This is a genomic window from Salinifilum aidingensis (assembly GCF_054782015.1).
On record NZ_BAAGTH010000004.1, the window covers coordinates 187,538 to 205,138 of the forward strand.

The 17,601-nt window shown below is 71.6% G+C and carries 15 protein-coding genes and 2 pseudogenes; 9 read left to right on the forward strand and 8 right to left on the reverse strand.

The annotated features are described in order from the left end of the window. Positions 1-3: 3 nt before the first annotated feature. Positions 4-438: an alkyl sulfatase dimerization domain-containing protein gene (locus ACYVJE_RS07825; RefSeq protein WP_461143936.1), complete on the reverse strand. Its 435-nt coding sequence runs from the start codon at positions 436-438 to the stop codon at positions 4-6. Between the two features lie 98 nt (positions 439-536). On the opposite strand from ACYVJE_RS07825, the gene ACYVJE_RS07830 reads away from it, so the two are divergent. After that, the gene (locus ACYVJE_RS07830; RefSeq protein WP_461143937.1) at positions 537-746 is read left to right on the forward strand and encodes a hypothetical protein; all 210 of its coding nucleotides are present in this window, start codon (positions 537-539) and stop codon (positions 744-746) included. A 50-nt stretch (positions 747-796) separates the two neighbouring features. Here the strand turns inward: ACYVJE_RS07830 and ACYVJE_RS07835 are convergent. The 3 genes and pseudogenes from ACYVJE_RS07835 to ACYVJE_RS07845 all read right to left on the reverse strand — a co-directional run. Continuing rightward, positions 797-1,216, reverse strand: a pseudogene (locus ACYVJE_RS07835) (MBL fold metallo-hydrolase); the annotation flags it as partial. Between the two features lie 110 nt (positions 1,217-1,326). Next, entirely contained in the window at positions 1,327-2,508 is a 1,182-nt protein-coding gene (locus ACYVJE_RS07840; RefSeq protein ID WP_461143938.1) for an acyl-CoA dehydrogenase family protein, read from the reverse strand. 18 nt (positions 2,509-2,526) lie between these two features. Further along, positions 2,527-4,149, reverse strand: coding sequence for a class I adenylate-forming enzyme family protein (locus ACYVJE_RS07845; protein WP_461143939.1), 1,623 nt, complete (start codon positions 4,147-4,149; stop codon positions 2,527-2,529). Between the two features lie 159 nt (positions 4,150-4,308). On the opposite strand from ACYVJE_RS07845, the gene ACYVJE_RS07850 reads away from it, so the two are divergent. Together ACYVJE_RS07850 and ACYVJE_RS07855 are read left to right on the forward strand one after the other, a co-directional pair. Further along, positions 4,309-4,905: a TetR/AcrR family transcriptional regulator gene (locus ACYVJE_RS07850; protein WP_461143940.1), complete on the forward strand. Its 597-nt coding sequence runs from the start codon at positions 4,309-4,311 to the stop codon at positions 4,903-4,905. Positions 4,906-5,136: 231 nt separating this feature from the next. Further along, positions 5,137-6,567, forward strand: coding sequence for an MFS transporter (locus tag ACYVJE_RS07855; RefSeq protein WP_461143941.1), 1,431 nt, complete (start codon positions 5,137-5,139; stop codon positions 6,565-6,567). A gap of 83 nt (positions 6,568-6,650) precedes the next feature. Here ACYVJE_RS07855 and ACYVJE_RS07860 read toward each other — a convergent pair whose 3' ends face one another. Next, positions 6,651-7,229, reverse strand: coding sequence for an acyl-CoA-like ligand-binding transcription factor (locus tag ACYVJE_RS07860; protein ID WP_461143942.1), 579 nt, complete (start codon positions 7,227-7,229; stop codon positions 6,651-6,653). Between the two features lie 128 nt (positions 7,230-7,357). Here ACYVJE_RS07860 and ACYVJE_RS07865 point away from each other — a divergent pair, with 128 nt between their 5' ends. Continuing rightward, complete coding sequence (locus ACYVJE_RS07865) at positions 7,358-8,092, forward strand: class I SAM-dependent methyltransferase (RefSeq protein ID WP_461143943.1); 735 nt, start codon at positions 7,358-7,360, stop codon at positions 8,090-8,092. A gap of 208 nt (positions 8,093-8,300) precedes the next feature. On the opposite strand, the gene ACYVJE_RS07870 is transcribed toward ACYVJE_RS07865, so the two are convergent. Beyond that, positions 8,301-9,182, reverse strand: a complete 882-nt coding sequence (locus ACYVJE_RS07870; protein WP_461143944.1) for an amidohydrolase family protein — start codon at positions 9,180-9,182, stop codon at positions 8,301-8,303. Positions 9,183-9,362: 180 nt separating this feature from the next. Between ACYVJE_RS07870 and ACYVJE_RS07875 the strand changes: the two genes are divergently transcribed. Then, the gene (locus ACYVJE_RS07875; protein WP_459156054.1) at positions 9,363-10,169 is read left to right on the forward strand and encodes a GntR family transcriptional regulator; all 807 of its coding nucleotides are present in this window, start codon (positions 9,363-9,365) and stop codon (positions 10,167-10,169) included. Between the two features lies 1 nt (position 10,170). Here the strand turns inward: ACYVJE_RS07875 and ACYVJE_RS07880 are convergent, their stop codons facing one another. Continuing rightward, positions 10,171-11,052 carry a helix-turn-helix transcriptional regulator gene (locus ACYVJE_RS07880; RefSeq protein WP_461143945.1) on the reverse strand — a complete coding sequence of 294 codons (882 nt, stop codon included), beginning with the start codon at positions 11,050-11,052 and terminating at the stop codon, positions 10,171-10,173. A gap of 301 nt (positions 11,053-11,353) precedes the next feature. Here ACYVJE_RS07880 and ACYVJE_RS07885 point away from each other — a divergent pair, with 301 nt between their 5' ends. The 3 genes and pseudogenes from ACYVJE_RS07885 to ACYVJE_RS07895 all read left to right on the forward strand — a co-directional run. Then, positions 11,354-13,693, forward strand: coding sequence for a molybdopterin cofactor-binding domain-containing protein (locus ACYVJE_RS07885; protein WP_461143946.1), 2,340 nt, complete (start codon positions 11,354-11,356; stop codon positions 13,691-13,693). A gap of 10 nt (positions 13,694-13,703) precedes the next feature. Further along, complete coding sequence (locus tag ACYVJE_RS07890) at positions 13,704-14,180, forward strand: (2Fe-2S)-binding protein (RefSeq protein ID WP_461143947.1); 477 nt, start codon at positions 13,704-13,706, stop codon at positions 14,178-14,180. A 72-nt stretch (positions 14,181-14,252) separates the two neighbouring features. Further along, positions 14,253-14,942: pseudogene (locus ACYVJE_RS07895) on the forward strand (substrate-binding domain-containing protein); the annotation flags it as partial. A gap of 169 nt (positions 14,943-15,111) precedes the next feature. Here the strand turns inward: ACYVJE_RS07895 and ACYVJE_RS07900 are convergent. Continuing rightward, positions 15,112-15,780, reverse strand: a complete 669-nt coding sequence (locus ACYVJE_RS07900) for a GntR family transcriptional regulator (protein WP_461143948.1) — start codon at positions 15,778-15,780, stop codon at positions 15,112-15,114. 153 nt (positions 15,781-15,933) lie between these two features. Between ACYVJE_RS07900 and ACYVJE_RS07905 the strand changes: the two genes are divergently transcribed. Then, positions 15,934-17,589 carry an L-lactate permease gene (locus tag ACYVJE_RS07905; protein ID WP_461143949.1) on the forward strand — a complete coding sequence of 552 codons (1,656 nt, stop codon included), beginning with the start codon at positions 15,934-15,936 and terminating at the stop codon, positions 17,587-17,589. The last annotated feature ends 12 nt before the right edge of the window (positions 17,590-17,601 follow it).

A 17,601-nucleotide genomic window follows, 5' to 3' on the forward strand; every position in this document is an offset into this window, starting at 1 on the left:
AGTTTAGGGACCGGCGGACGGTGTGACGACGGGGAAGTTCCGCCGGGGCCGCTCGAGCAGACCGACCAGGGTGGTGAGCGCGCTGCGGTAGCCGTCGCACCGGAGCGCACCGGAGTCGAGCAGGCCGGCTGCGTCGCCCGGACTCGCCACGATCCGGTTCAGCGTGTCGCGGTCGAGCGCGAGCACGAGATCGGTTTCGGAGCCCGGAACGGGGTTGGTTCTGCCGTGCACGAGCGCTCCGCGGGACAGCGCGGTGTGGTACCGGTCGCGCTCCGCGCCGTAGCCGAGCTGTTCCAACGCCGCGGCCTGCAGCAGGCGGGCCCGCTCGTCGTCCGGTTCGGCCTGGACGACGGAGTTGACGACCTCGGCCACCCACCGGAAGTCGCCCGCTGCGCAGCTCTCCTCGGCCATGTCCAGCACCCGGGTCGCCCCGCCCATGAACCGGACGTAGCGGACGGCCGCTTCGGCGGGCGGGTGCGGCCACGCACAGCGCGCCGCGGTCGGGCAGGAAGAAGTTCAGCTCGGCCGGAGCCTCGGTGTCCGGCACCACCTGGAAGACCATCCGCACACCGTCGACGGTGCGCTGCTGGCCGGTGCGGCGGATGTGGGTGGTCGGCCGGACCATGCCCACCCGCCCCGTGGACGTGCCCGGACCCAGGCCGACGCTCGCCTGGCCGCGCGGCCCGGTCGGCAGCGCGGAGCCGTACATGAACGCGGCGCGCCGCTGCATCGCGGGACCGGCGTAGACGTTCTCGCTCACCGCGTGCTCGGCGAACCCCTCCGGGGCGAGGACGTCGACGGAGCCGGAGGCGATCTCCTCGATCCCGGGCAGGCCGAGCACCCCGCCGTAGTGGTCGACGTGGTTGTGCGTGAACACCGCTCCGGTCACCGGGCGCCGCCCCCGGTGCCGCTGGTACAGCGCGACCGCCGCCCGGGCGGTTTCCGCGCTGATCAGCGGGTCCACCACGACGACCCCGCTGTCGCCTTCGAGGAACGTCATGTTGGACAGGTCGAACCCGCGCACCTGGTACGCACCGCTCGCGACCTCGAACAGCCCCGCTGCGGCCAGCAGGCGCGCTTGGCGCCACAACGCCGGGTGCACCGAATCCGGGAGTTCGCGCGCCAGGAACTCGTAGCGGTCGAAGTCCCGCACCGCGCCCCTCGGCGTCGGTGGTGGAGCGTTGTTCGGGTGCGGCGACGAGGCCGCGCTCGGCATCGGCGAAGTCCTCCGCGTCCGACCACGGCAGTTCCCGCGCCGCGCGGCGGTGCGCGGCGCGGACGTGCTCGCTCGGCGGGGCGGGACCGGTCATCGGGGTCCTCCGTTGCTCAGCTGCCCAACCGGGCGAGCCCGTTGGCGATACCGTTGCGCTGGACCTCGGATGTTCCGGTCAGCACGCGGAACATGCGGATCCGCCGGAAGAGGTGCTCGACTTCGTTGCCCTGGGTCAGGCCTTCCTTGCCGTGGATCTGCACGGCCTCGTCGGCGATGCGGAATCCCGCCTCGGCGGCGAACAGCTTGCACATGAACGCTTCGTTGCGGACGTCCTCACCGCGGTCCAGGCTCTCCAGCGCCGCGTAGGTCATCGACCGCGCGGCGTAGAAGTCGGTGGCCATGTCGGCCAGCTTGTGCTGGATCGCCTGCAGGTCGAACAGTTTCTGCCCGCCCGCGACGGTCCGGCTCAGCGCGCGTTCGCGGGTGAGCACGAGCACGCGGCGGACTGCGCCGAGGAGCGTGGGGCAGTGCAGCAGGCGGTTGGTGGTGATCCGCCCCAGCGCGATGCGCATGCCGCTGCCCTCCGCGCCGAGGAGGTTCGCGGCGGGGACGTGGCAACCGTCGAGCACGACATCGCTCTCGACGTGCTCCCCGGACATGGGGGTGTCCCCCTCGAGGACCGTGCACCCGGGGCTGTCCAGGTCGACGAGGAACGCGGAGAAGGAGTCCTCGGTGCCGTGCATGCGGGCCACGACGATGGCGAAATCGGCGAAGGGCCCCGCTGAGCTGAACACCTTGTGCCCGGTGAGCCGGTACCCGTCCCGCTCGGGCACCGCGGTGGTCCGCATCGAGCGGACGTCGGTGCCGGCGTCCGTCTCGGTCAGCGAGAAGCAGCAGGCGCGTTCGCCGCGCACGACCGGCAGCAGGTACTTCTGCCGCTGGTGCTCGGTGGCGTGGCGGAGGATGTCGCCGGCGCGCAGCGGTCCGCCCATGTCGCCGAGCACGCTGTGGCCGAGCGCGCGGCCGGAGGCTCCCACTTCCTCCTTGAGCGCGGCCAGGGCGGTGCGGCTCAGGCCGCGGCCGCCGTGCTCGGCGGGCAGGTGGATGCCGTAGAAGCCGAGTTCGCGGCTGCGCCGCCACACCGGTTCCAGATCGGCGCGGGTGATCCGGCTCTCCCTGGTGATGCCGCGGTCGTGCTCGTACTCGGCCAGCTCCCCGTCCAGGTATGCACGCAGCTGTCCGACCAGTTCGGACAGTTCGGGGTCGTGGTAGTCGGGGCGGAGCGAAAACGTCATCGCGGTCTCCTGTTCGGATCAGTTCACGCGGCGTCCGGCGCCGGCCCAGTGCGGTTCGCGCACCGCCTTGCGGTCGAGCTTGCCGTTGCGGTTGTGCGGGAGTTCGGCGGCGAAATCGACCGACCGGGGTTTCTTGAACCGGTCGAGGCGTTCCGCGCAGAAGGTGATGATCTCCTCCGCCGTCGCGGTGCTTCCTGCGCGCAGGACGACGGCGGCGTGCACGGCTTCGCCCCACGTGTCGTCCGGAACACCGACCACGCAGGCCTCGGAGACGGCGGGGTGCTCGTGCAGCACCGCTTCCACCTCGGTGCAGTAGATGTTGAACCCGCCGGAGATGATCATGTCCTTCCTGCGGTCGACGAGGAACAGGTACCCGTCTTCGCGCATCCAGGCCAGATCGCCGGTGTGCACCCAGCCGTCGCGGAACGTCCGGGACGAGGTTTCCGGGTCGTTCCAGTACCGGGCGACGCAGTCCGGTCCGCGCGCTGTGATCTCGCCGATCTCCCGCGGCGGCAGTTCCGCGCCCCGGTCGTCGATGACGCGGATCTCCGTGTCGTAGGCGGCGCGTCCGCACGAACGCAGCAGCTCGGGGTCCTCGCCGCACGCGTGGGCGATCTCGTCGCTGGTCAGGCCTGCGATCACGCTGGTCGTCTCGGCCAAGCCATAGCCCTGGGCCACGACCGGGCCGAACAGCGCCACGGCCTCGCGCAGCGCGCGCGGGGACACCGGAGCCCCTCCGATGCGAACACTGGACAAACTGGACAGGTCGTGATCGGCGGCGCTCGGGTGCTCGAGCACCATCGTGAGCATGGCCGGCACGAGGAAGGTGGCGGTGATGCGTTCGCGCTCCACCGCCTCGAGGAAGGCCTGCGGGCTCCACACCGGCAGGATGTGCGTGGTCGAGCCGCCGAAGACGCCGCTGAGCAAGCCCATGCCGGTGGCGTGCGTGATCGGACCGCACGCGAGGTACCGGGTGCCGGGACCCGGTCGGGACTCGTGGCTCATCAGCTGCTTGCGCATGTTGGCCAGGCGGTTGCCGAACGTCTGCACGGCCGCTTTGAGCTTGCCGGTGGAGCCGGAGGTGAAGTTGAGCACGGCCGCCGCGTCGGGATCGACGTCCGCGCGGAGCGCGCCGTCGCGGCCGCACCCGATCAGCTGCTCGTAACCGATCACCGCGCTCCCGCCCGGCTGCTCCTCCGGAGCGCCGGACGCCTCGGTGGGGCCGGGCGTTTCGGCTTCTCCCGGTGCGCCACCGAGCAGGACGGGCAGGCAGCCGGTGTCCGCGGCCGCGATCGCGGCGAGGGCGTCCGCGCGGTGCGCGGAGTCGAAGACGAGGACGCGGACGGGGGCGTCGCGCAGGATGTGCGCGATCTCGTCCTTGCCGAGGCGCGCGTTGACGGGAACCCGGGGCATCCCGGATTTGTAGAGCGCGAACTCGATCTCGACGAGCTCGCCGCGGTTCCACGCGAGCGAGGCCACCGCGTCGTCGGGACCGAGGGACAAGCTCTCCACGAGCGCCGAGGCCATGCGGTTGGCCCGGGTTTCGAGATCCCGGTAGCTCCAGGTGCGGCTGCCGCAGATCAGCGCGGGATGCTCCGGCCAGCGCTGCGAGCTGCGGGTGAGGTAAGTGCCCAGGTTCATCGACGCCTCCACGGCGGCTGCAGGACAAGAGCTCGAGAAACAAGTTGAAAGATAGTAAACAGGTTGTCCAGTAAATTTGAGATTGTCAACCGGACGTATACTGGTGCGCCGGGCGCCGCGGAGCGGGGCGCCCGGCGCACCGGCAGAACGAGAGGCGGGATGGCGGAGGACAGGCGCACCAGGCGCACCAAGCGCGCGCTCCACGACGCGCTGGTGTCACTGGTGCTCGAGCGCGGCTTCACCGCCCTGTCGGTGGAGGACATCGCGGAGCGCGCCGACGTCGCGCGCGCGACCTTCTACACGCACGTCCAGGGCAAGGAGGACCTCTTCGCCCGGGTGACCGCGGATCTGCTGACCGAGCTGCGAGAGCGGATGCGTCCGGCCATCGAGGGCAGCGCGGTCGGGTTCACCGGCAAGCCCCTGCTCGAGCTGCTGCGGCACGCCCGGGAGGAGCGGGACCGGTACCGGATCGTGCTGCGCGGCGAAGGCGACGGCAAACCGCTGCGCACGTTCACGGATGCGCTCATCCAGGCCGTCACCGAGGAGTTCCGGGTGCGTTCCGAGCGCAACGGCGTCTCCCCGCGCATCGACGCCGAGCTGCTGGCTCGCGTCTGGGTCGGCGAACAGGTCGCCGTGCTGCAGTGGTGGGTCGCACCGGACGTTCCCCCGATGCCCGCCGAAGAGGTCGCCCGCATGCTGCTCGACCTCGCCGTGCACGGGCGCTACTGGGCCAGCGGCTTCGACGCCGGCGCGTGAAGCCGCCGCGCGCGGATCGGCCGGCGCTTCGGCTCGCACCGCGCGCCGGCGAGGCGCAGTCGTGCGCGCCGTTCGCGGTGTGCCACCGGGATTCGCCGTCGCCGGTGCGCGTCGCGCTCTTGAGCGCGCCGCGGTTGATCCCTACAGTCCTCAACATCTCGGTTACTAATGGACTTTCTGTCCAATAACGTGCGAGGTCTCTGAACATCGCGGTTCAGCAAGGAGCGGCCCATGACGGCATCGCCCCCGACTCCTTCCGGTGCGGACCTGCTCGCGCGGCTCAACCGGCTCCCCGTGGGCACACCCCACCGCCGTCTCATGGTGCAAGGCGGCCTGGGGCACCTCTTCGAGGCCTACGACGGAGTCCTGCTCGGTTACGCGGCTTCCGCGGTGGTGGCCGCCTGGGCGCTCGACTCCGCCATCGCCGGATGGCTGCTGGCCTCGGTGTTCATCGGCTACCTCGTCGGTGCGCTCGCCGCCGGAGTGCTCGCGGACTGGATCGGCCGTCGTCGGGTGCTCATGTACGCGCTGCTCGTCTACGTCGTGTTCACGCTGTGCGCGGCGTCTTCGTCCGGACCGGGCGAGTTGATCACGTGGCGGATCCTCAGCGGTATCGGCATCGGGGCCGAAGCGACGGCGATCGTGCCCTACATCTCGGAGTTCCTGCCGCAGCGCCACCGCGGTCGCGGTATCGGCCGGACGATGATGTTCCTCGGCATCGGCTACACCCTGGCCGGCATCACCGCGGTCACCGTGATCAGCCCGCAGCCGGAACCGGGCTGGCGGATCGCGTGCATGAGCGGTGCGCTGCCGGTGGTGCTGCTGCTGTGGTGGCGGCGGACGATGGCGGAATCGCCGCGGTTCCTCATCGGCAGGGGCCGGTTCGACGAAGCTCGCGCCATTGTCGAGCGGTTCGAGCGTGAATCCGGCGTCCCGCCCGGTTCGGGCAGTCCGTCCACGGGCGGCAGTCCCGGTGAGCGCGTCGACACCAGCGGGCACGACGGTTCGGGGAATCCGCTGCGCGGTCTGACCGCTCTGTGGGGACCGGGCATGGTTCGCCGGTCCGCAGTGGTGTGCCTGCTGTGGTTCTCCTTCCAGGCGGTGCAGTACGGGTACGGCACGTGGTTGCCCACGCTGCTCGTGCTCAAGGGGTTCACGATCACCAACAGCTTCGCCTTCGCGCTGGCCGGGGCGATCGCGCAAATACCCGGCTACTACCTGGCGGCCTCGATCAGCGAGCGCCTCGACCGCAAGTGGACGATCGTGGTCTTCATGCTCGGCAGCGTCGCCTGCGCTGCGGGTCTCGGTGCGGCCGGCAGCGCCGTCGCGGTCCTCTGCTGCAACATCGCGCTGTCGTTCTGCCTCCACGGCGTGGCCTCGCCGCTGTACACCTACACAGCGGAGATCTACCCCACGGCCGTGCGCACCAGCGGCATGGGGATGGCCAGCGCGGTGGCCCGGGTCGGCGCGATCCTCGCGCCCGTGGTCATCGGCTACGTGCACACCGATCTCGGTTTCGGCGGGGTGTTCGCGATGCTGTGCGGACTGCTGCTGCTCGGCGTCGTCGTGCTCGCCGCGTTCGGCGCGCGCACCGCCGGGCAGAGCCTCGAAGAACTGCAGGGGCCAGCGCGGACGCCCCGGGCGAGCTCGGCCGGGGCGTGACGCGGGGCGGTTCCGCGGCGCACTCCGGTGTCGCAGCACCTGCGCGTCCGCGCGCGAGCGGTGCGGTGCAGCGCCGGCGGGGTTCAGGTCTCCGCGGGCAGCAGGCGGTCCAGGTTCTCCTGCGCCAGCTCCGCCAGGTTCGGCTCACCGCCGTGGTCGCGCCAGATCTCCACGGCGACCCGGAAGGCCGTGGTCGTCGCGGCGGCACCGAGCCGCACCCGCGCGTCGTCGCGCGGGCGTCCGCTGCGTCCGGCGAGGAACCCGGCCAGCAGCGCCTCGAACTCGGCGAGCGCGCTGAGGAACGGGCCTGCCAGCGCCGGCACCTCCGTCAGCAGCCGCACCCGCTGCAGCTGGCGCTCCCGGTCGTCGTCGAAGAGCGGGTCGAGCAGGCGGAACGCGGCGCACACCGAGTCCCGGTACGGCTCGCCGTCCGGCCGCCGGTGCAGTTCCTCCTCGGCGAGCGCGTAGGCGTCGCGCGAGCGGCCGAGCACGACGTCCTCCTTGGCGGTGTAGTAGCGGAAGAACGTGCGCCGGGAGACCAGGGCCTCCTCGCAGACGGCGTCGATGGGTGTCGCGTCGTAGCCGTTCTCGGTGAACAGGCGGATCGCGGTGTCCTCGATCGCGGCTCTCGTCAGCGCCTTCTTGCGCTCGCGCAGGTCCATGGTGTCCGGATCCTCCCCTTCTCGTCCGAAACATGCTACCGCATTGACAAGTGGCACGGTGTGTCATTTGCTGGAGGTGCCTCGGGCAGTACCGGGGTGAGCCGCGTCCGCAGGGAAGGAGCAGGAGGATGGCATCCGGGTTCACCGTCGACGAGGTCGATTTCGAAGCCTTCTACCAGGGGAAGTCACCGGTGGAAGGAGTGGAGGTGCCGTTCGGTCGGGTCCCGTGGGACATCGGCGAGCCGCAACCGGCCGTGGTGGCCGCCGCCGACGCCGGGCAGCTGCGCGGAGCCGTGCTCGACGCGGGCTCCGGCACCGGGGACAACGCGATCTTCCTCGCCGACCGCGGGATCGCGGTGACCGGGGTCGACGGGTCCGAGACCGCTGTGGCCACGGCCCGCCGGCGGGCCGAGGAGCGCGGCGCTGACATCGACTTCGTGCACGCCGACGTCACGACGATGGACGGCGTGCCGGGCCCGTTCGACACGGTGCTGGACAGCGCGCTGTACCACTGCCTCGACCAGGAGGAGCGCTCCGCCTACTCCGCGGCGCTGCACCGGGTGACCGCCCCGGACGCCGAGCTGCACGTGTTCTGCTTCGCAGATCGCGGCGAGGGCTTCCGGATGGCGGATTCGATGACGGTCAGCCCCGCGGACCTGCGCGAGCACCTCGGCGCCCACTGGGACGTCCGGGAGATCGCGGAGACCGAGTACACCACGGCGTTCACCGTCGAGGAGCTCGAGCGGACCGGGCTGGAGGCGCTGCACCAGGCGGGGATGACCGTGAACCCGGAGGTGGCGAGCACTGATGAGCGAGGCCGGATCCGCGGGCGGATGTGGCACCTGCGCGCCGTGCGCCGCTGAGCGGGCGGCAGACGTCAGCGCGCGCGGTGCGCCGGGCCGTGCGCGCTGACGTGCTCTCACGAGCACCCGGCGGTGGTGTCCGGACCGGGGGCGGTCACCGTCACGGGGCGGGCGGTGCGGAGCGCAGACCTCCGAGCAGGCGGCGCAGCACCGCGGCGTATTCGGCGTGCAGCCGGGCCTGGTCCGCCGCCTCGGGTGATCGCGGGCCTCACAGCCGGAACAGGCGCGCCGCGTTGTCGTGGCAGACCGCCCGCAGCCAGTCGGCGCCGAGGTCCAGCCGGGCCAGCGCCTCGAGGGCGTGCGAGTACGGGTAGGGGATGTTCGGGAAGTCGGTGCCCAGCAGGATGCGGTCGCCCAGGGCGGACAGTCGGGGCAGCAGCGCGCGCGGGAACGGCGCCTCCTCCTCGATGAAATCGGTGAACACCATGGTCGTGTCCAGCAGCACGCCCGGGTGCTCCGCGGCCAGGTCGAGGAACTCGCGGTACTCCGGCATGCCCAGGTGCGCCACCACCAACCGCAGCCGCGGGTGCCGGGAGAGGAGGCGCCGGATCGGCTCCGGTCCCGTGTGCGTGCCGGGCCGGGGGCCGGATCCGCAATGCGTGACCACGGGAACGCCCGCCTCGGCCAGCTGCCCCCACACCGGGTCGAGCACCGGGTCGTTCGGATCGTAGTCGCCGACCTGGATGTGCGACTTGAACACGCGGGCGCCGCTTCCGAGCGCCCGGCGGACGTAGTCCGCGGCCCCGGGCTCCGGGAAGAACGTCGCGGTGTGCAGGCATTCCGGTGTCCGCGCGGCGAAGTCGGCGCTCCAGGAGTTCAACCACTCCGCCATGCCCGGCTTGTGCGGGTACACCATGGAGGTGAAGGCGCGCAGGCCGAATCCGCGCACCGTCTCCAGGCGCGCGTCCTCGTCCTGCCGGTACCGGACCGGCCACGGTCGCCCGACCAGCGGCCCCGCGGCGGCGAAGTACTCCCAGACCTTCGCCAGCACCCGCTGCGGCATGAAGTGCGTGTGCACGTCGATGAGGCCGGGCAGGCCCAGCTCCCACCAGAACCGGTGCACCGCGGTGCGCTCGTCCGCGTCCACCACCGTCCGCTCCTCCCGTCGTCCTGCGCGCTGCCGCTGCGCAAACGGTCCCTCCCGGCAGTCTCCCAAGCCGCGCAGCGCGGCGGGACGCTGCCCTGCGAGCGCTGCGGAACCGCCCGGTGGGGGCGGGGCGCACCTGCGCTCGCCGCCCGAGCGGTGCCGGGTCCCGCTTACGCTTCGGGTATGGCCACTGAATCGCACGGCCCGCCGCGCAGGGCGGGCGACCCCGTCCGGGCGGGGGTTCCGGAGCACGGTCGCGTTCCGCGCTACTACGCGGTCAAGACCGCGCTGCTGGGGCTGATCGAGGACCTCGAGGAAGGCGCGGAGCTGCCCCCGGAGCGGGAGCTCGCGGAGCGGTTCGACGTTTCGCGGGTGACGCTGCGCCAGGCCGTCGGTGAACTGGTACTGGAGGGGAAGCTCCTGCGCAGGCAGGGGAGTCGGACGGTGGTGGCGGGGCCGAAACTGCTGCAGCCGTTGGCGCTGGTCAGCTACACCGAGGGGATGCGCGCGCAGGGCATCGAGCCGGGGCGCACGCTGATCACCGCGGAGGTGGTGGGGGCCGACGAGCAGCTCGCGGCGGACCTGGGACTGGCCGCCGGCGGGGAAGTGGTGCACCTGGAGCGCGTGCTGCTGGCCGATGGCGAACGCGTCGGCCTGGAGTCGACGTACCTGCCGCGCCGGCGGTTCCCGGACCTGCTCGGCGAGTTCGATCCGGACAGCTCGCTGTACGCGTTCCTGCGGGAGAAGCTCGGAGTCGTCTTCGACGAGGCGGAGGAGCGGATCGAAACGGTGCTGGCCACCCCGCGGGAGGCGTTGCTCATCGGCACGAACCCGTCCGTGCCGATGATCCTGCTGCACCGCGTGTCGTGGTCCGACGACGGGGAACCCGTCGAGCGCGTCCGCTCGCTGTACCGGGGCGATCGGTTCTCCTTCGTGACCCGACTGCGTCCCGGAAACGGCCCCGGCCCCGGAAACGGCCCCGGCTCCTGAGTCAGGGCAGCAAGCCGGTCTCGCGCGCCGCGTTGAGGGTTTGCACCCTGTTGTTCGTGCCCAGCTTGCGCATCGCGGCCTGCAGGTAGGCCCGGACCGTTCCGGGGAGGATCTCGAGCCGTTCGGCGATCTCGCTGTTCTTGCAACCCTCGGCTACCTGGGTGAGCACCGCGAGCTCGCGCGGGGACAGGTGCACCGCCGGTGTTCTCGTGACGCGCTGCAGCGGGCTGCGCATCCGCGCGCAGACGTCCTGCAGCCGCTGCTTGAGCTCTTCGTCGGTGACCGCGTCGGCGATGGCCACGAGCTCGTCGTGCGCGCTGCGCAGGCGCTGCAGGGCGGGAACCGCCCCGCCCGGGGCCTCTCCCGCGGTCCCGGGCACTTCCGGGGTCGCGCTCGGCGCGGCCTGCGCGGTGTCGGCGATCCCGCGGGCGCCGGTGCGCACGGCCCACCGCGCGCACCGGCGCACGGCGAGGTCGGCGGCGCGCACCGTCCGGTCGCCCAGCGGGACGTCCTGGCGCAGCGCCCCGTAGATCACCGCGCGGACGTCCTCGCCGACCGTCAGCGGGACGGCGAAGATCGCGCGCAGCCCCTCGGTCCGCACCTCGGGGTCGTAGTCGTGCGTGATGCCCCGGGCCAGGGTGTAGTCGCGCACCCACACCGGGCTGCGCATGCTCATCGCCTTGCCACCGAGGCCGAGTCCGCTCCGGATCTCCAGGTCGCGCAGGACTTCCGTGCGCACGCCGCAGGTGCGGGTGATGGTGAACCCCGCCGACTCGGGGGTGGTGATCCCGCCGAAGGTCGCGTCGACTTCGGTGGCGGCTCGGATGTCGGCGAGCACCTGCTCGAGCCGGGCGTGCTCCAGTCCTCTGGGCTGGTGGTCCATGCCTCCCCCTGCACCGCCGGCGGCAGCTGCTCCGGTGCAGCTGATCCCACGAGGGTCCGGGAAGACTACCCAGCGCACAGGGACGTGTCGAGATCCGTTGGCAGCAGCGCGACCGGCCTCCGGCGGGACGGAGCACCGGGGGTTGCACCGCTCCGACCGCGGCGGAAACCCCTCCGGCGCCGCACTACTGACGAACGTCAGTAGTGCGGCGCCGCGTCGGGGCCCATCCTCACCTGCGATCTGTTGCCCCGTGCGAGCTCGCGGACACCCGCCGTGTCGTGCGTGCTGAAAGGAACGATCGATGGCACAGGACTCGCAACCGCCGCACCTGGGGGACGGGCGATCCGATCTGGGGCGGCGCCGGTTCCTGGGCTACCTGCTCGCCGCTCCGACGCTCGTGTCGGCGGCGGAGCTGGTGGCGGGGAGGTCCGGTCCGGAGGCCGCGGCCGCGGTCCACTCCCCACCGCAGCCGGCGGAGATCTACGACCTCAACGACATGCTGACCGATGCGGCCCGGCCCACTTCGAACCTGATCACGGTGCAGGTCAACGACGACGGCACGGTATCGTTCGCCCTGCCCCGCGCGGAGGTCGGGCAGGGGATCACCACCTCCACGGCGATGATCATCGCGGAGGAGATGGACCTGCCGGTGGAGAAGGTCCGCATCAGCCTCGCCGACGCCCGTCCGGAGCTCGTGTTCAACCAGCTCACCGGAGGGTCGAACACGACGATCGCGACCTACAACCCGATCCGCGTCGCCGCCGCCATCGCCAGGGGGAGCCTGCTGCGAGCCGCCTCGGCCCAGCTCGACGAGGCCGTCGCGAAGCTGACCCCGCACGGAGGTGTGATCAGCGCTCCGGGCGGCAGGAGCGTCGACTACGGGGAACTGGCGGAGAAGGCCGCGGCCGGGCGGACGCGGCAGGTTTCCGCGCAGTTGAAGCCCTCCGCCGATTTCTCGGTGATCGGAAAACCGCAGAACCGCATCGATGCGCGCGACATCGTCACCGGTCGCAAGAAGTTCGCCACGGACCTGCACGTCCCGGATGCGCTGCCGACGATGGTCTGCCGCCCGCCCAGGCTCAACGCGCCCGTCGAGTCGGTGGGCAACCTCGACCGGGTGCGGCGGATGCCGGGCATCACCGACGTCGTGCCCGTGTCGACCGGCGTTGCCGTGCGCGGGAAGACCTTCGGCCAGTGCATCGACGCCGTGCGCGCGCTGGAGGTCTCCTGGGGCGCGGGCAGCGTCGACGGCGAGTCCGACGCGAGCGTGCTGGAGAAGCTGAAATCCGGCGAGGTTCCGCTGGCCGTTCCGGACGTGGACCCCGCGGCGAAGACCCTGGAGGGCGAGTTCACGTTCTACTTCAACAGCAACAGCGCGCTCGAGCCGAACAGCGCGATCGCGGACGTCAGACCCGACCGCGCGGAGATCTGGAGCGGGTTGAAGGTACCGATCGCCGCGCAGGGGCTCATCGCGGAGAAGCTCGGGCTGCCGCAGAACGCGGTCGCGGTCCACGTCACCGAGGGCGGCGGGTCGTTCGGGCGGAAGCTGTTCCACGACGCCGCGATGGAGGCCGCCGAGATCTCGCAGGAGCTCGGCAAACCGGTCAAGTTGATGTGGCACCGCACCGACGACTCCCGCCACGGGCGCACCCACCCGATGAACACCTCCCGGATCCGGGTCTCCTACTCGGGGGAGGACGTGCTCACCTACGAGCAGCGGCACACCAGCGTGGCCACCGATTTCACCCACGGGTTGGGCGAGATCGTCACCGCGATGGCCTCGAAGCTCCCGCCCGGTGCCGCGAACCTGACGCTGTCCGAGACGATCTTCGCCACCACGCAGCACGTGCCCTACGAGTTCGGGGCGGCCGACCAGCTGCTCAACGAGGTGTTCACCTACGACGACTTCCCGACGGGCAGCATGCGCAACGTCTACTCGCCGAACGTGACCTGCGCCCGGGAGCTGATCGTGGACCGGCTCGCCGGTGAGATGGGCGAGGACCCGCGCGATTTCCGCCGCCGGTTCTTCAAGGACGACCGCGCCCGGGCGGTGCTCGACGAGGTGGCCGAAGCCGGGGAGTGGGGCAGGGAGATGCCGGCCGGCACGGCGCAGGGCATCGGGTTCCACGCCGAGTACTACGGGGTGAACGCCGTGCTGGTGGAGATCGACTGCCGCCCGGAGACGACGGGGCGGCGGATCCGCGACGCGGTGACCGGACCGCGGGTGACCAGGGCGGTGTCCGCTGTGGACGTCGGGCTTCCGGTGAATCCGCGGGGGCTGGAGGCCCAGATGATGGGGTGCCTCATGGACGGCATCGCGCTGGCGCTGACCTCGAGCCTGCACCTGCAGGACGGCCTGTTCCTGGAGGGCAGTTGGGACGACTACTTCTACACCCGGCAGTGGAACGTCCCGCCGGAGACGAACATCATCGTCATGCCGCCCACCACCGGCGAGCCCGGCGGTGCCGGCGAGCTCGGCGTCGCCTCCTCGATGGCCGCCGTGGCCTGCGCCTACGCGCGGGCCGTCGGCGAGATGCCCACCAGCTTCCCCATCAACCACGACACGCTCGGGTTCGACCCGAAGCCGAAGGAACCGCCGCTTCCGCCGTCGCCGACGGACGGGCTGAAGTACGCGTACTGAGGAGGAACTCGTGCCGGAACACTCTTTCATCCTGAACGGCGAGCGCGTCACCGTCGACGTCGAGGACGACGTGCGGGTGCTGTGGGTGCTGCGCGACCTCCTCGGCATCACCGGGCCGAAGTACGGGTGCGGCATCAACGTCTGCAAGGCCTGCACGTGCCACTACAACGGCAAGGCGTTCAACCCGTGCTCGGTGCCGGTGTCGGCGATCGGTGAGGACGACGAGATCACGACGATCGAGGGGCTGGCGGACGCGGTCGGCGGGGACCTGCACCCGATGCAGGACGCCTGGCTCGAGCAGGACGTCTCGCAGTGCGGCTACTGCCAACCGGGGCAGATCATGGCCGCCGTCGCCAAGGTCAGGCAGGCGCGGGCCGAAGGCCACGAGGTCCGCGACTCGGACCTCGACGAGATCCGCAACATCTGCCGGTGCGGCACGTACCCCCGCATCCGCGAGGCCATCAAGAAGGGGGCCGGGAGGATGTAGCAGCAGGACGCCGCCGCAGGATCCCCGCGGCGGCCCTCACCTCAGCGCCGCTCCCGCGATGATCCGGAGCACGAGCTCCGCGTCGTGTCGCACCTGCACCAACGCCGGGTCGACGGCATCGTCCTCGCGCCGTCGGCAGACCCCGAACGGACGGTGCGCTACCTCGCGGAGAACAACACTCCCTGCGCTCTCGCCGACCGCGTGCTCGGCGCCGGCCACGACCAGGTGTGCGCCGAGAACACCGAGTCGACCGCGGAGCTGGTTGATCACCTGGCCGGCCTCGGCCACAGCCGCATCGCCTTCATCGCCGGGATCACCGGCCTGAGCACGACCACCGAGCGGCTCGCCGGCTATTGGGAAGGGTTGCGGCGCAACGGCATCACCGCTGTTGCGGACCTGCACCGGGAAGGCTCCTCCGAAGTCGAGTCCGCTCGCCGCGCTGCTGAGGACCTGCTGCGGCTGGAACAGCCACCGACAGCGATCATCACCGCGAACAACGCGATGACCATCGGCTGCATGCACGGGATCCGCAACCTCGGTTGGGCCGTTCCCGACGACGTGGCGCTGGTGGCCTTCGACGACTTCCCCTGGGCCGAGTTGTTCGCACCGCGGTTGAGCGTGATCTCCCAGCCGAGCCACGACATCGGGGCCGAGGCGGTGCGGCTGCTCATCGACCGCCTCGACGACCCCGACCGCGCACCCGTCGAGCGCAGGCTCGAGTCGCGGTTCGTCCACCGCGACTCGTGCGGGTGCCGCCGCTGACCAACGCCGCGACACGGGCGCACCGCCGGCGAGGGGCTCGCCGCGGAAGGGCCTCGTCGGGGCCCTGGTCCGCCCGGTGGGGCCGCGGCGGCGGTGCGGCGGCAACCTCGCGAGGCCTGGGGGCGGGAAGGCCCGAGCGCCGGGACGCCGGGTGGTGCCCGAGCTCCGCTCAGCGCCCGGGCTCGTCGAAATGCCCCTGCAGTGAGCGCCGGGCACCGTCGAGGTGCTCGCGCATCCGCGTCACCGCGCCGTCCGCGTCGCCGGCCGCCAGGGCGTCGAGCACCGCGGTGTGCTCCGCGGCGATCCGGTCGTGGCCGAGGGTGTGGCGCGTCTGCACCATGCACAGGTGGATCTCCCCGCGGATGGCCTGGTACAGGCGGGTGAGGCGGGGGCTGCCGACCGCGTCGACGAGCAGCTGGTGGAACCGCAGGTCGGCTTCGGCGAACGCGCTCGGCGAATCGGTGTCGCGCAGGGCGCTGAAGTCCGTGACGGCGCGTTCGGCCGCACGCACGGGTGCGGTGCCCCGCGCGCCGAGCGCCCGCACGACTTCGAGTTCCAGCGGGGTGCGCACCAGGAAGACGTCCTCGACGTCCGCGGGTCCGAGCTGCGGCACGGTCGCGGGCTTGTTGGCTTCGCGGCGCAGCAACCCCTGCTGGACCAGTGTGGACAGGGCGCTTTTGGCAGTGGGGCGGGAAACTCCGTAGTCCGCGGCGATTTCGTTCTCGGCCAGGGTCGTGCCGGCAGTCAGTTCGCCGTCGAGCACCCGCTCGCGCAGCGAGGCGATGAGCGCGTCGACGACCGACACCGTCGCCAGTGGTTGTCCCGCAGTGCGCGCCATGGCGCCTCCTCGACGATCCGGTCGTTCCTCTCCGGAGCCCCCGCGAACGCCTGCTCGAGCTGTTGACAGTTCGACAGGCAGAGGTCATTGTCTGGCAATCGTACGTGAGATGAGCCACCACGTCTGCCGCTGCTGGACGATCGAGGAGGGCCGATGGAGGCCTACGAGCAGACCTACGCCCCGCTGTGGGGGTCGCTCGGGTGGAGCGCGCTGATCGCCGCTCTGCCGCTGCTGACGCTGTTCGTGCTGCTCGGGGGGATGCGCTGGAAGGCCTGGAAGGCCTCGCTCGTCGCACTGGCCGCGGCCGTCGCCGTGGCCGTGCTCGGCTACGGCATGCCGCCGGTGCAGGCCGCGCTGGCGGGGACCGAGGGTGCCGCGTTCGGGCTGGTGCCGATCCTCTGGATCGTGCTCAACGCGATCTGGATCTACAAGCTGACCGAGCTGACCGGCTGGGACGGAGTGCTGCGCCGGGCTTTCGGTTCGCTGTCGGACGACCAGCGGATCCAGGCGGTGATCATCGCCTTCTGCTTCGGAGCGCTGCTCGAGGCGCTGGCCGGGTTCGGCACACCGGTGGCGGTGTCGGCGGCGATGCTGGTCACGCTCGGGGTGCGGCCCATCCGCGCCGCCGCGGTGGCGCTCGTGGCCAACACCGCCCCGGTGGCCTTCGGCGCGATCGGCGTGCCGATCACCACGCTCGGCGAGGTCACGGGTCTGGACGCGGCCGAGCTCGGCGCCGTGGTCGGCCGGCAGACGCCGGTGCTGGCCGTGGTCGTTCCGCTGATCCTCGTGTTCATGGTGGACGGTCGGCGGGGGCTGCGGCAGACGTGGCCGGCGGCGCTGCTCGGCGGTGCGGTCTTCGGCGTGGCGCAGTTCCTCGCCGCCAACTTCATCGCCTACGAGATCGCCGACGTCGTGGCGGCGTTCGCCGGCGCGTTCGCGGTGGTCGGCCTGCTGCGGGTGTGGCAGCCGAGCGAGCGGCTGGCCGTGACGCGGCAGGTGCCCGTCGTCGCCGGCGGGGACGGCACGGCGCCGAGCGAGGAGTTCGACACCGCCATGGACCGGCGCGAGGGGAAGGGCTCCGCGCTGCGGGCCTTCGCGCCGTACTTGATCGTGGTGGGCCTGTTCGCGGTGACCACCTTCGGGGCGGTGTCGGACTGGCTGTCGGAGCACGCCACGTGGGAGTTCGCGTGGCCGGGTCTGCGCGTGCTCGACAGCTCCGGTGCTCCTGCCTCCAGCACCGCTTTCGAGTTCGAGCTGTTCAACGCGGGCACGGTGCTGCTGCTGGCGGGCGTGCTCACCGCCCTGATCTACCGCGTGCGGGCGGCCCGGGCGCTGCGCAGTTACGGCGACACCCTCGGGCAGTTCCGGTGGACCATCGTCACGGTCTCGTCGGTGCTGGCGCTGGCCTACGTCATGAACTTCTCCGGCCAGACGGTGACGCTGGGGCTGTTCCTCGCCCAGGCCGGCGGCGTGTTCGCCCTGCTGTCCCCCGTGGTCGGTTGGCTGGGCGTGGCCGTTACCGGCTCGGACACCTCGGCGAACTCGCTGTTCGGGTTGCTGCAGATGACGGCTGCCCAGCAGACGGGACTGTCGGAGCAACTGCTGGCCGCGGGCAACAGCTCCGGAGGCGTCGTGGGGAAGATGATCTCGCCGCAGAACCTGGCCATCGCCGCTGCCGTGGTGGGGCTGGAAGGGCGCGAGGGGGAGCTGCTGCGCCGCACCGTCGGCTGGAGCCTGGCGCTGCTCGCCGGCGTCTGCCTGCTCGTGGCGCTGCAGGCCACCCCGGTGCTGGGCTGGATGCTGCCGTGATGGCGGTGTTGT